Consider the following 12,855-nt stretch of genomic DNA (forward strand, 5'->3'; position numbering starts at 1 on the left):
GCAATATGAACGCGACGCCAAAAGATGCTGATGATTTGATCGTTGTCGGCAAGATCTATTCTGTACATGGCGTTCGCGGCGAAGTGAAGGTGTATTCCTTTACTGATCCGATCAAGAACCTGTTGGACTACAAAACCTGGACGCTCAAGCGCGAAGGTAGCGTGAAACAGGTGGAGCTGGTCAGCGGACGCGGGAACGACAAGTTCCTGGTCGCAAAGCTCAAGGGTCTCGATGATCGTGAAGAAGCTCGTCTTCTGGCCGGTTATGAGATCTGCGTGCCGCGCAACCTGTTCCCTGAACTGACCGACGGCGAGTACTACTGGTACCAGCTGGTGGGTCTGAAGGTCATCGACCACCTCGGGCAATTGCTCGGGAAAATCGATCACCTGCTCGAGACCGGTTCGAACGATGTCATGGTGGTCAAGCCTTGCGTCGGCAGCCTGGATGATCGCGAACGCCTGTTGCCCTATACCGAGCAATGCGTGTTGGCCGTCGACCTTGCCGCAGGCGAGATGAAGGTGGAATGGGATGCGGATTTCTAAACGTGGCTAATTTGCGCGTTGAAGTCATCACATTGTTTCCCGAGATGTTTTCCGCCATCAGCGAGTACGGCATAACCAGCCGCGCGGTGAAACAGGAGCTGTTGCAGCTCACCTGTTGGAATCCGCGGGACTACACCACGGATCGGCATCACACTGTGGACGATCGCCCGTTTGGCGGTGGTCCGGGCATGGTGATGAAGATCAAGCCCCTGGAAGATGCGCTGGTTCAGGCCAGGACGGCAGCCGGGGAGGGTGCGAAGGTGATCTACCTGTCGCCCCAAGGCCGCCAGCTGACTCAGTCGGCGGTACGCGAGCTGGCGAATTCGGATGCATTGATCCTGATTGCCGGCCGTTATGAAGGCATTGACGAGCGTTTCATTGAAGCTCATGTCGATGAAGAGTGGTCGATTGGCGACTATGTACTGTCTGGCGGCGAGCTGCCGGCGATGGTCCTGATCGATGCGGTTACACGACTGCTGCCTGGAGCTTTAGGGCATGCGGATTCCGCTGAGGAAGATTCCTTTACGGATGGTCTGCTGGATTGCCCGCACTACACCCGACCGGAGGTGTATGCGGATCAGCGTGTTCCCGACGTGTTGCTAAGTGGCAACCACGCGCACATCCGGCGTTGGCGTTTGCAGCAGTCCCTTGGTCGGACCTACGAACGACGCGCCGATCTTCTGGAAAGCCGCTCGCTTTCTGGAGAAGAGAAGAAGCTGCTCGAGGAATACATCCGCGAGCGGGACGATAGTTAACAACGTATCGATGGTGAGTCCGACGACTCGCCTTAGGAGCACAGCATGACTAACAAAATCATCCTTGCACTCGAAGCAGAGCAGATGACCAAAGAAATCCCTACCTTTGCCCCAGGCGACACCATTGTCGTCCAGGTGAAAGTGAAGGAAGGCGACCGTTCCCGTCTGCAAGCGTTCGAAGGCGTCGTTATCGCCAAGCGTAACCGTGGCGTGAACAGTGCATTCACCGTTCGTAAAATCTCCAACGGTGTTGGCGTAGAGCGTACTTTCCAGACCTACAGCCCGCAAATCGACAGCATGGCTGTCAAGCGTCGCGGTGACGTACGTAAAGCCAAGCTGTACTACCTGCGCGACCTGTCGGGTAAAGCAGCTCGCATCAAGGAAAAACTGGCTTAAGTCCAGCTTCCGATGCAAAAAAAGCAGCCTGCGGGCTGCTTTTTTGTTGCCTGCGATTTGCGCTTTGAGCACCCTGCATAGCTTCATTTTCCATTTCGATGCCGTGTGTGCCCGCATCCTTCAAGAGTTCTTATGCCAGCCATCGATCATCCGCTGATAGACCAGTTTCTCGACGCCCTGTGGCTGGAGAAGGGCCTGTCCGATAACACCCGCGATGCCTACCGCAGCGACCTGGCGTTGTTCAACGGCTGGTTGCAGGAAAATCACCTGGAGCTGGTCAATGCCGGCCGGGAGTTGATCCTCGATCACTTGGCTTGGCGCCTGGAACAGAACTACAAACCCCGCTCGACCGCGCGGTTTCTCTCCGGTCTGCGTGGGTTTTATCGCTATTTGCTGCGGGAAAAGCTGATCGCGGTAGACCCGACCTTGCGTGTGGAAATGCCGCAGTTGGGGCGTCCGCTGCCCAAGTCCCTGTCGGAAGCCGATGTCGAAGCGCTGCTGGCGGCACCCGATCTCAGCGAGGCCATCGGTCAGCGCGACCGGGCCATGTTGGAAGTCCTGTATGCCTGTGGCTTGCGCGTCACCGAGTTGATCAGCTTGACGTTGGAACAGGTCAATCTGCGCCAGGGCGTGCTGCGAGTGATGGGCAAGGGCAGCAAGGAGCGCCTGGTGCCGATGGGCGAGGAAGCGATTGTCTGGGTCGAGCGTTACATGCGCGATGCCCGTCATGAGTTGCTGGGCGGGCGTCCCAGCGATGTGCTGTTCCCCAGCCTGCGCGGCGAGCAGATGACTCGCCAGACTTTCTGGCACCGCATCAAGCACCAGGCCAAGGTGGCCGGGATCGGCAAGTCCCTCTCGCCCCACACCTTGCGCCACGCCTTCGCCACGCACCTGCTCAATCACGGTGCCGACTTGCGGGTGGTGCAGATGCTGCTCGGCCATAGCGACCTGTCCACCACCCAGATCTACACCCACGTCGCCCGGGCGCGGTTGCAGGACTTGCATGCCAAGCATCATCCACGGGGCTGACATCTGCCGCGATGTTGTCAATGCTGACGCCATCGCGAGCAAGCTCGCTCCCACATTTTGGAGCGGTGTCCACCACAAATCTCTGTGGGAGCGAGCTTGCTCGCGATGACGGCGTGTCAGCCGACATCAATCCTGTGTGTGCTTACAAAAGCGTCGTGCGTCAGCGGCATTCGGCCACGCCAGCCTTATGTGGTAGGCTTTGTCGGTTTGCACAGTGGGCGGTTGGAACCCGAATCTGCGGGTCGGCGTTTCCCGTCTCATTTGTTCGCCTCAGGAGTCCTCATGCGTTTGATCCAGATGTTCACCGCCGCCGCCATTGCGTTGGCCAGTACCTTTGCCATCGCCGACGACGCGGCCGACAAGGCTATCCGCAAAAGCCTGGAAAACCTTCAGCTCGAAGTGCCGATCGAAGCCATCTCGGCCAGCCCCATGGCCGGCCTGTATGAAGTCAAGCTCAAGGGCAGCCGCGTGCTGTACGCCAGCGCCGACGGCCAGTACATCGTCCAGGGCAACCTGTTCGAGCTCAAGGACGGCAAGCCGGTCAACCTCACCGAGATGACCGAGCGCCAGGGCATTTCCAAGTTGATCAACGGCATTCCCGTCGCTGAAACCGTGGTTTATCCGGCGATCGGCGAAACCAAGTCCCACATCACCGTGTTCACCGACACTACCTGCCCGTATTGCCACAAGCTGCACGCCGAAGTGCCGGAACTGAACAAGCGCGGCATCGAAGTGCGCTATGTGGCGTTCCCGCGCCAGGGCCTGGGTTCGCCGGGCGATGAACAGTTGCAGGCGGTCTGGTGCTCCAAGGACAAGAAAGCGGCCATGGACAAGATGGTCGATGGCAAGGAAATCAAGGCCGCCAAGTGCGAGAACCCGGTTTCCAAGCAGTTTGCGCTTGGACAGTCAATAGGCGTGAACGGTACGCCGGCGATTGTTTTGGCCGATGGTCAGGTAATTCCGGGCTACCAGCCAGCGCCACAAGTGGCCAAACTGGCCCTGGGCGCGAAATGATCATGTGCGGTGCGCTTTTGAAGATCACGGCTCGACGAACACATTCGTCGGGCCGTTAAACACAGAGTCGCGTAGCTTCGCGGCTGTATTTCACGGCCGACCTTGCGTCGGCCGTTTCATGGGGAGTCAAGAGTGAATCCGGTCAAAGTAGGCATCTGTGGGTTAGGTACCGTCGGTGGCGGCACCTTCAACGTACTTCAGCGCAACGCCGAGGAAATTTCTCGTCGTGCCGGGCGTGGGATCGAAGTGGCACAAATTGCCATGCGCACGCCAAAGCCTCAGTTCCAGACGACCGGTATTGCGATTACCAACGATGTCTTCGAAGTGGCCACGAACCCTGAGATCGACATCGTCATAGAGCTGGTGGGCGGCTATACCGTTGCCCGCGAGTTGGTACTCAAGGCCATCGAGAATGGCAAGCATGTGGTCACCGCGAACAAGGCGCTTATCGCTGTTCACGGTAATGAGATTTTCGCCAAGGCCCGCGAGAAGGGCGTGATCGTGGCATTCGAAGCCGCCGTGGCCGGTGGTATCCCGGTGATCAAGGCGATCCGCGAAGGCCTGTCGGCCAACCGCATCAACTGGGTCGCGGGGATCATCAACGGCACCGGCAACTTCATCCTCACCGAGATGCGCGAGAAGGGTCGCACCTTCGAAGACGTGCTGGCCGAAGCCCAGGCCCTGGGCTACGCCGAGGCCGATCCGACGTTCGACGTGGAAGGTATCGACGCAGCGCACAAGCTGACGATCCTGGCGTCCATTGCGTTTGGCATTCCGTTGCAGTTCGACAAGGCCTACACCGAAGGCATCACCCAGCTGACCACCGCTGACGTGAACTACGCCGAAGCCTTGGGCTACCGCATCAAGCACCTGGGCGTGGCGCGCAGCACCGCCAGCGGCATCGAGCTGCGCGTGCACCCGACGCTGATCCCGGCCGACCGCCTGATCGCCAACGTCAACGGCGTGATGAACGCGGTGATGGTCAACGGCGATGCCTCGGGCTCGACGTTGTTCTACGGCGCCGGCGCGGGCATGGAACCGACGGCCTCTTCGGTCATTGCCGACCTGGTGGACGTGGTTCGCGCCATGACCTCGGACCCGGAAAACCGTGTACCGCACCTGGCCTTCCAGCCGGATTCGCTGTCGGCGCACCCGATTCTCCCGATCGAGGCGTGCGAAAGCTCCTACTACCTGCGTATCCAGGCCAAGGACCATCCAGGCGTGCTGGCCCAAGTGGCGAGTATCCTTTCGGAACGCGGCATCAACATCGAGTCGATCATGCAGAAGGAAGTCGAGGAACACGACGGCCTGGTGCCGATGATCCTGCTGACCCACCGGGTGGTCGAGCAGAGCATCAACGACGCGATTGCGGCGCTGGAAGCGCTCCAGGGTGTCGTTGGGCCGGTGGTCCGTATCCGCGTCGAACATTTGAATTAATTTAGCGGCAAGTTATAAGCTGCAAGCCGCAAGTAGAAGCCGAGCCGCTTTGACTTGTCGCTTGCAGCTTGACCTTGAAGCTCAAACCGAAGGTTTGCCAAAAAATGCGCTATATCAGCACCCGCGGCCAGGCACCGGCCCTGAATTTCGAAGATGTCCTCCTGGCCGGCCTGGCCACGGATGGCGGTCTCTACGTGCCGGAAAACCTGCCGCGCTTCACCCAGGAGGAAATCGCTTCCTGGGCCGGCCTGCCGTATCACGAGCTGGCGTTCCGGGTCATGCGCCCGTTCGTCACCGGCAGCATCCCGGACGCCGATTTCAAGAAGATCCTGGAAGAGACCTATGGCGTCTTTTCCCACAATGCCATCGCACCGCTGCGTCAGCTCAACGGTAACGAATGGGTCATGGAGCTGTTCCACGGCCCGACCCTGGCGTTCAAGGACTTCGCCCTGCAACTGCTCGGTCGCCTGCTGGACTACGTGCTGCAAAAGCGTGGCGAGCGCGTGGTGATCGTCGGTGCCACTTCTGGCGACACCGGTTCGGCGGCCATCGAAGGCTGCAAGCATTGCGAAAACGTCGACATTTTCATCCTGCACCCGCACAACCGCGTCTCGGAAGTGCAGCGTCGCCAGATGACGACGATTTTCGGCGACAACATCCACAACATCGCCATCGAAGGCAACTTCGATGACTGCCAGGAAATGGTCAAGGCCAGCTTCGCCGACCAGAGCTTCCTCAAGGGCACGCGGCTGGTGGCGGTGAACTCGATCAACTGGGCGCGGATCATGGCCCAGATCGTCTATTACTTCCACGCGGCCCTGCAATTGGGCGGTCCGGCCCGTTCCGTATCGTTCTCGGTGCCGACCGGCAACTTCGGCGATATCTTCGCCGGTTACCTGGCGCGCAATATGGGGCTGCCGATCAACCAATTGATCGTCGCCACCAACCGCAACGACATCCTGCACCGCTTCATGAGCGGCAACCAGTACGTCAAGGAAACCCTGCACGCCACGCTGTCGCCTTCGATGGACATCATGGTGTCGTCGAACTTCGAGCGCCTGCTGTTCGACCTGCACGGTCGCAACGGTGCGGCGATTGCCGGGCTGATGGACAGCTTCCGCCAGGGCGGCGGTTTCAGCGTCGAGCCTGAGCGCTGGACCGAAGCCCGCAAGTTGTTCGACTCCCTGGCCGTGGACGATGAGCAGACCTGCGAAACCATCGCCGAGGTGTTCGCACAGAGCGGCGAACTGCTCGACCCGCACACGGCCATCGGCGTCAGGGCGGCCCGTGAATGCCGTCGCAGCCTGGATATCCCGATGGTGATCCTGGGCACCGCTCACCCGGTCAAGTTCCCGGAAGCGGTGGAGAAAGCCGGTGTAGGAAAAGCGCTCGAACTGCCTGCGCATCTTTCTGATTTGTTTGAGCGAGATGAGCGTTGCACCGTGTTGCCCAACGACTTGAAAGCCGTGCAGGCCTTTGTCAGCCAGCATGGCAATCGCGGCAAGCCTCTCTGACCGGGTAAACCTGTCACATTTTGAAGCCCGTCTCCTGACGGGCTTTCTTGTTTCTGCATGCCAAACTGGCCGGGTTTTCGCCCTTGGAGGGATGGGCGAGTCATCTCGAAGGAAATGCAGATGTCGTTTTTTATCAAAGGCAAACCGGCCCTGGGCTGGGTAATGGGCCTGGCCCTGATGTACTGGACGCAGGGAGGCAACGCGGCGCCGCTGGCGGCTTTCGAAACGCCACCGCCCAACCCTGGCGAACGGCTGGTGCTGGACGCGCAGGAGTTGAAGTGGATCAAGGAGAACCCCCGGGTCATCGTGGCCACGATGCAGTTTCCGTTGTACCTGTTCAAGAACGAACAGGGGCAGTGGAATGGGCTGAACCACGACGTTCTCCAGCGCATCGCGCACATGACCGGCCTTGAGTTCGTGCATCGGGAATCGTTCTCCCCCGGCGAGTTGCTGACAATGCTGGAGAATGGCGAAGCCGACATGACGACCCTGCTGGCGATGAATGAAGAACGTCGGGACTTCCTGAGTTTCAGCCATGCATTCGGTGGTTCCGGTTGGGTCTTCGTCGGCCGTGACGGGGAATCGTCCCTCCATTCGCTGGAGCAGCTCGAAGGGAAGGTCCTGGCACTGCCGGCACGGCATGCATTGGAGGCGGAAATCAGGCGCGATTACCCGGCGATCAAATTGCGTACGACCAAGACCTTTGGCGAGGCGCGGGCGTTGGTGGAGAGCCGGGAAGCCTATGCCACCATCGAAAATGAAACCGGGGTGCATCTCTATCCCGCCGGGCAGTTGCAGGTCGGCAGCGGCCTTGAGGGCAAGTGGGAACCGGACTACCTGGCAGTGCGCCAGGACCTGACCGTGCTGTTGAGTATCTTGAATAAAGCGCTGGAAGCCTTCCCCGCCGAGGACATGCGTGCACTGCGTTCGAAATGGATGGCCGGTGCGACTCCTGTCCAGGCGCCATCGATCTGGGAGCGGATGTCCCGCTGGGGTTACTGGTGTGTGACCGTGGTCGTGGTGTTTGGCCTCTTGTCCCTGCTGTGGAACCGCCGCCTGCAGATACAGATCGACCAACGCCTCAAGGCCGAAGCGGTCCTCAAGGACCAGCTGATGCTCCAGCGGGCCTTGATGGATGCCATTCCCGACCCGATTTTCATCTGTGATCTGGAAGGGCGCCTGATCATGTGCAACAAAAGCTATGAAGACCAGTTTGCGACCCGCTTCGAAAAACTGCGGGGCACGCGGCTTACCGACTCGGCATCATTCCCGCCGGCCACCGCCGAGCTGCTGCACGGGGAAGTGATGGAGCAATTGCGCACCGGCCAATCTCGATTCGTCGACCGGCAATTGATGTTCAGCGGCGGATTGCGGGAAATCTATCACTGGTCGGTGCCGTTCTATGGGGCTGATGGCCAGCTGCGCGGCATTCTGGGCGGCTGGACCGATGTCGGGCGGCGGTGGCGCCGTTGCGACAGGGGCTTGGCTGAGCCGGCCGTCACCTCGTAACGGCTCTCGCAGAGCGCTGTTGTTTGCCTGTCATATTGGACGCGCATGCTCGGTTGAACAGGTTGAAGGCATGCCGGCTCGGTGCGCTGACGAACTTTCTGCTGCGGCCCACGGTCATTTACTGTGCACATGCAGTTGTTTCGGACTATTGAAGGGTGAGCGAATGGAAAGTATCAGCCTATTGCTGAATGAAGCCTTGAGCCCGTATCAGGTCTCGCTGACTCCCTCCGGCGCCAAGGGCGAATGCCGGGTGACGCTGAAGAATGCCAGCGAGGTCATCATGGTCGAGCGAGTGTTCAATCAGGCCCAATTGACCGACAAGCGTCAGTTGACGGACGTAGTCGATGGCCTGCATCGCGATGTGCTGATTGCCGAGGGGCGCCTGGAGCCCTGTGTGATTGCGGCGCTGCGCAATCTGGCGCGCGACAAGGTCATGGTCGCGGCGAATTGACTGGGCTTTTGTGGGAACCTTCCTACGTCTTGACCAGTCAGACCCTTTACCAGCAAGAGCGAGCATTGTGCTCCGGTGCTTGTCGCTTGTTGTACGGACCTTGAATGGTCACGTTTAACCCCGAGTCGTCTCCCCACTTCTCGGGGTTTCTTTTTGCCCGGCGTTTATGTTTTTGGTGTGTTCTGTCGGGCGCTGGAAGCTTTTGTGGGAGCGAGCTTGCTCGCGATAGCGGAGTGTCAGTCGATATCGATGCGGCTGATCTGACGCCATCGCGAGCAAGCTCGCTCCCACAGTTTGATCTCCAGTGACTGCCTCCCTGCAGTGCCTCAAATGGCGCCGTCGCTGCGCAGTTTGGCGATCTGCTGTGGGTCGTAGCCCAGCTCACCGAGCACTTGTGCGTTGTGTTCACCCAGTGCCGGCCCGACCCATTCGCAGGTGCCCGGGGTGTCGGAGAGCTTCGGTACGATCCCCGGCATCTTGAACGCCTTGCCGTCCGGCAGCTTGGCCTGCAGAAACATCTCACGGGCGAGGAACTGCGGGTCGCTGAACATATCCTCGGCGCTGAAGATCCGACTGGCCGGCACCCCGGCCTGGTTCAGTTGGTCGATAACGCTATCGAGCGGCAGCGCGTTGACCCAGCGATCGATGACCCCGTACAGCTCGTCACGCCGGCTGTCACGGCCATCATTGCTGGCCAGTTGCGGATCATTGGCCAGGTCGTCACGGCCGATGATCTGCATGAAACGCTTGAAGATCGCATCGCCGTTGGCGCCAATCTGCACGTGCTTGCCATCGGCGCTGGTGTGGATGGACGAGGGGGTGATGCCGGGCATGATATTGCCGGTGCGCTCGCGGATGAAACCGAACACGTCGAACTCCGGCACCATGCTTTCCATCATGGCGAAAATCGCCTCGTACAAGGCCACGTCCACCACTTGTCCGGTGCCGCCGTTGATCTCCCGGTGACGCAGGGCCATCAATGCGCCAATCACCCCCCAGAGGGCGGCGATGGAGTCGCCGATGGAAATCCCGGTGCGCACCGGTGGGCGGTCTTCGAACCCCGTGATGTAGCGCAGGCCGCCCATGGATTCCCCCACCGCGCCAAACCCCGGCTGGTCTTTCATCGGCCCGGTCTGGCCGAAGCCTGAAAGCCGCACCATCACCAGCTTCGGGTTCAGTGCATGCAGCACCTCCCAGCCCAGGCCGAGCTTTTCCAACACGCCGGGGCGAAAGTTTTCGATCAGGATGTCGGCGTCGCCGAGCAGTTTTTTCAGGATCGCCAGGCCTTCGGGGTGCTTGAGGTTCAAGGTCAGGGATTTCTTGTTGCGTGCCTGGACGAACCACCACAACGAGGTGCCTTCGTACAGCTTGCGCCACTTGCGCAGCGGATCACCGCCGTCGGGCGATTCGACCTTGATGACTTCGGCACCGAATTCGCCGCAGATGCGCGAGGCGAAGGGGCCGGCGATCAAGGTGCCCAGTTCGATGACTTTGACGCCGGCAAGGGGTTTGGCAGTAAGCGACATGACGGATCCTGTAGGACAAAGGCAGAACGAATAGAGCGTTTTATCATAGGCCAGGGCCGGTCGCCGCAGGTTGATGGTCGGCAATTCGTGGATTGCCTGCGTCATCGGTTAGACTTGCCGCCTTTCCTCGTATCAAGAAGCCCGTTCATGGCCCAGCCGTCCACGACCTACAAGTTTGAACTGAACCTCACCGACCTCGACCGCAATGTGTACGAGAATGTGAAGCAGACCATCGCCCGCCACCCTTCGGAAACCGAAGAGCGCATGACCGTGCGCCTGCTGGCCTACGCGTTCTGGTACAACGAGCTGCTGGCGTTTGGTCGTGGTCTGTCAGACGTCGATGAACCGGCGCTGTGGGAAAAAAGCCTGGATGACCGTGTGCTGCACTGGATCGAAGTCGGCCAGCCGGATGCCGATCGCCTGACCTGGTGCTCGCGCCGGACCGAGCGCACCAGCCTGCTGGCCTATGGCAGCCTGCGGGTCTGGGAAGGCAAGGTGATCCCGGCGGTCAAGAACCTGAAGAACGTCAACATCGCCGCCGTGCCCCAGGACGTGCTCGAAACCCTGGCCCAGGACATGCCCCGGGTGATCAAGTGGGATGTGATGATCAGCGAGGGCACGATTTTCGTGACCGACGACCGTGGCCAGCATGAAGTCCAGCTGCAATGGTTGCTGGGCGAGCGTGGTTGAACCGCCCCGGCATCAAGTGAACTCATTGTGGGAGCGAGCTTGCTCGCGAATACGGTAGATCAGTTTGCATTTATGTTGAATGTGCCGCCGCTTTCGCGAGCAAGCTCGCTCCCACACAAGCTCCCTGCCAGAATTTTCACGATTATCCAGAGAAATGTCGTCACCCCATGCGCATAGAACCCCGCCAACTGCCCGACACCCTGCCATTTCTCGGTGACCTGCCGCCCCTGTTGACGCGCCTGTACGCGGCACGCGGCGTACAGTCCGAGGCTGAACTGGACAAGAGCCTGGCGCGCCTGATTCCCTTTCAGCAGCTCAAGGGGATCGACGCCGCGGTGGATCTGTTGGTGACGGCATTGGAGCAGCGCCAGCGCATCCTGATCGTGGGTGACTTCGATGCCGATGGCGCGACCGCCAGCACCGTGGGGATGCTGGGGTTGCGCCTGCTCGGTGCAGCCCATGTCGATTACCTGGTGCCCAATCGCTTCGAATATGGCTACGGGCTGACCCCGGAAATCGTCGAAGTCGCCCTGGCCCGCGAACCGCAGTTGCTGATCACCGTGGATAATGGCATCTCCAGCGTGGAAGGCGTGGCGGCGGCGAAAGCGGCGGGGCTCCAGGTGCTGGTCACCGACCACCACTTGCCTGGCCTCGAATTGCCGGCGGCCGATGCCATTGTCAATCCGAACCAGCCGGGTTGCGAATTCCCGAGCAAGGCCCTGGCCGGTGTCGGGGTGATTTTTTATGTGCTGATGGCCCTGCGGGCGCGTCTGCGCAGCCTGGGGTGGTATGCCAGCACCCCCCAGCCGAACATCGGCGAATTGCTCGACCTGGTGGCCCTGGGCAGCGTGGCCGACGTGGTGCCCCTGGACGCGAATAACCGGATCCTGGTGCATCAGGGCCTGGAACGGATTCGCGCCGGACGCGCCCGGCCCGGCATCAAGGCGATCCTGGAAGTGGCCAAGCGCGACGCGTCACGGATTACCTCCACCGACCTCGGATTTATCCTCGGGCCGCGTCTGAATGCGGCAGGGCGCCTGGACGACATGAGCCTGGGCATCGAATGCCTGCTCACCGACGACCCGGCCCTGGCGCGAGAGATGGCGGCACAACTGGACGGCATGAACCAGGACCGCAAGTCCATCGAGCAGGGCATGCAGCGTGAAGCCCTGGCTCAGCTCAAGGACCTGCCGGTGGAGTCGATGCCATTCGGTTTGTGCCTGTTCGACCCGCAGTGGCACCAAGGGGTCATCGGCATTCTCGCCTCGCGGATGAAAGAGCGCTATTTCCGCCCGACCATCGCCTTTGCCGATGCCGGGGACGGTTTGCTCAAGGGCTCGGGGCGCTCGGTACCGGGCTTTCACATTCGCGATGCGCTGAGCGTGGTGGCGGCGCAGCATCCGACCCTGATCAGCAAGTACGGCGGTCACGCCATGGCGGCGGGGCTGACGTTGCCGGAAGCGAATTTTCCGTTGTTCGCCGAAGCGTTCGACGCGGAAGTGCGCCGGCAATTGCGCGAAGAAGACCTGACCGGCCGGTTGTTGTCGGATGGCACCCTGGCGGTGGAGGAGTTCCACCTCGAACTGGCCCGGGCGCTGCGCCATGCCGGTCCCTGGGGCCAGCATTTCCCGGAACCGATGTTCCATGGGGTGTTCCAGTTGGTCGAACAACGCGTGGTGGGCGAACGGCACCTGAAGGTCATTCTCAAGAGCGAGTGCGGCTCGGTGAAGCTCGACGGCATCGCCTTCGGCATCGACCGCGAGATCTGGCCAAACCCTACCGTGCGCTGGGTGGAACTGGCCTACAAGCTCGACCTCAACGAGTTCCGCGGCCAGGAAACGGTGCAGTTGATGATTGCCCATATCGAACCGCGCTAGCCGACGGGTCTTTGTGGCGAGGGAGCTTGCTCCCGCTGGGCTGCGAAGCGGCCCCCTGAACTTCAGCCATCACATCGCAAGGGGACGCTGGCGCGTCCAGCGGGAGCAAGCTCCC

At 60.6% G+C, this 12,855-nt stretch carries 12 protein-coding genes; 11 read left to right on the forward strand and 1 reads right to left on the reverse strand.

Features of this window, described 5'->3' with window-relative positions:
• The first annotated feature begins 5 nt into the window (after positions 1-5).
• The 9 genes from rimM to J4E63_RS25475 all read left to right on the forward strand — a co-directional run bounded on the left by rimM (position 6) and on the right by J4E63_RS25475 (position 8,647).
• Positions 6-542 carry a ribosome maturation factor RimM gene (gene rimM, locus J4E63_RS25435; protein ID WP_058544503.1) on the forward strand — a complete coding sequence of 179 codons (537 nt, stop codon included), beginning with the start codon at positions 6-8 and terminating at the stop codon, positions 540-542.
• Complete coding sequence (gene trmD, locus J4E63_RS25440) at positions 524-1,297, forward strand: tRNA (guanosine(37)-N1)-methyltransferase TrmD (RefSeq protein WP_170845966.1); 774 nt, start codon at positions 524-526, stop codon at positions 1,295-1,297. Before rimM ends, trmD begins: the two co-directional genes overlap by 19 nt.
• A 45-nt stretch (positions 1,298-1,342) precedes the next feature.
• Positions 1,343-1,693 (forward strand): 50S ribosomal protein L19, encoded by a 351-nt coding sequence (gene rplS / locus J4E63_RS25445; RefSeq protein ID WP_003175895.1) that lies wholly within the window; start codon positions 1,343-1,345, stop codon positions 1,691-1,693.
• A 132-nt stretch (positions 1,694-1,825) separates the two neighbouring features.
• Positions 1,826-2,722 (forward strand): site-specific tyrosine recombinase XerD, encoded by an 897-nt coding sequence (gene xerD, locus J4E63_RS25450; protein ID WP_103307910.1) that lies wholly within the window; start codon positions 1,826-1,828, stop codon positions 2,720-2,722.
• Between the two features lie 282 nt (positions 2,723-3,004).
• Positions 3,005-3,736, forward strand: coding sequence for a DsbC family protein (locus tag J4E63_RS25455; protein WP_092165745.1), 732 nt, complete (start codon positions 3,005-3,007; stop codon positions 3,734-3,736).
• 132 nt (positions 3,737-3,868) lie between these two features.
• Entirely contained in the window at positions 3,869-5,173 is a 1,305-nt protein-coding gene (locus tag J4E63_RS25460; protein WP_060739055.1) for a homoserine dehydrogenase, read from the forward strand.
• A 104-nt stretch (positions 5,174-5,277) separates the two neighbouring features.
• Positions 5,278-6,687, forward strand: coding sequence for a threonine synthase (thrC, locus tag J4E63_RS25465; protein ID WP_063322824.1), 1,410 nt, complete (start codon positions 5,278-5,280; stop codon positions 6,685-6,687).
• Between the two features lie 120 nt (positions 6,688-6,807).
• On the forward strand, positions 6,808-8,196 hold the full coding sequence (locus J4E63_RS25470; RefSeq protein ID WP_103307909.1) for a transporter substrate-binding domain-containing protein: 1,389 nt from the start codon (positions 6,808-6,810) through the stop codon (positions 8,194-8,196).
• A gap of 163 nt (positions 8,197-8,359) precedes the next feature.
• On the forward strand, positions 8,360-8,647 hold the full coding sequence (locus J4E63_RS25475; RefSeq protein WP_207283680.1) for a DUF3509 domain-containing protein: 288 nt from the start codon (positions 8,360-8,362) through the stop codon (positions 8,645-8,647).
• A gap of 326 nt (positions 8,648-8,973) precedes the next feature.
• Here the strand turns inward: J4E63_RS25475 and J4E63_RS25480 are convergent, their stop codons facing one another.
• Positions 8,974-10,173 (reverse strand): CaiB/BaiF CoA-transferase family protein, encoded by a 1,200-nt coding sequence (locus J4E63_RS25480; RefSeq protein WP_207283681.1) that lies wholly within the window; start codon positions 10,171-10,173, stop codon positions 8,974-8,976.
• A gap of 147 nt (positions 10,174-10,320) precedes the next feature.
• Between J4E63_RS25480 and J4E63_RS25485 the strand changes: the two genes are divergently transcribed.
• Together J4E63_RS25485 and recJ are read left to right on the forward strand one after the other, a co-directional pair.
• On the forward strand, positions 10,321-10,863 hold the full coding sequence (locus J4E63_RS25485) for a YaeQ family protein (protein ID WP_060739050.1): 543 nt from the start codon (positions 10,321-10,323) through the stop codon (positions 10,861-10,863).
• 167 nt (positions 10,864-11,030) lie between these two features.
• Positions 11,031-12,740 carry a single-stranded-DNA-specific exonuclease RecJ gene (gene recJ / locus J4E63_RS25490; protein ID WP_063322820.1) on the forward strand — a complete coding sequence of 570 codons (1,710 nt, stop codon included), beginning with the start codon at positions 11,031-11,033 and terminating at the stop codon, positions 12,738-12,740.
• The last annotated feature ends 115 nt before the right edge of the window (positions 12,741-12,855 follow it).

Source organism: Pseudomonas sp. FW300-N2F2 (genome assembly GCF_017351655.1).
GTDB classification, from domain to species: Bacteria; Pseudomonadota; Gammaproteobacteria; order Pseudomonadales; family Pseudomonadaceae; genus Aquipseudomonas; species Aquipseudomonas fluorescens_AA.

Bases quoted from the DNA above. Each gene is read 5' to 3' on its own strand.
- recJ (WP_063322820.1), top strand. From the start codon at position 11,031: ATGCGCATAGAACCCCGCCAACTGCCCGACACCCTGCCATTTCTCGGT.
- rimM (WP_058544503.1), top strand. From the start codon at position 6: ATGAACGCGACGCCAAAAGATGCTGATGATTTGATCGTTGTCGGCAAG.
- trmD (WP_170845966.1), top strand. From the start codon at position 524: ATGGGATGCGGATTTCTAAACGTGGCTAATTTGCGCGTTGAAGTCATC.
- J4E63_RS25480 (WP_207283681.1), bottom strand. From the start codon at position 10,173: ATGTCGCTTACTGCCAAACCCCTTGCCGGCGTCAAAGTCATCGAACTG.
- rplS (WP_003175895.1), top strand. From the start codon at position 1,343: ATGACTAACAAAATCATCCTTGCACTCGAAGCAGAGCAGATGACCAAA.
- thrC (WP_063322824.1), top strand. From the start codon at position 5,278: ATGCGCTATATCAGCACCCGCGGCCAGGCACCGGCCCTGAATTTCGAA.
- J4E63_RS25455 (WP_092165745.1), top strand. From the start codon at position 3,005: ATGCGTTTGATCCAGATGTTCACCGCCGCCGCCATTGCGTTGGCCAGT.
- J4E63_RS25475 (WP_207283680.1), top strand. From the start codon at position 8,360: ATGGAAAGTATCAGCCTATTGCTGAATGAAGCCTTGAGCCCGTATCAG.
- J4E63_RS25485 (WP_060739050.1), top strand. From the start codon at position 10,321: ATGGCCCAGCCGTCCACGACCTACAAGTTTGAACTGAACCTCACCGAC.
- xerD (WP_103307910.1), top strand. From the start codon at position 1,826: ATGCCAGCCATCGATCATCCGCTGATAGACCAGTTTCTCGACGCCCTG.
- J4E63_RS25470 (WP_103307909.1), top strand. From the start codon at position 6,808: ATGTCGTTTTTTATCAAAGGCAAACCGGCCCTGGGCTGGGTAATGGGC.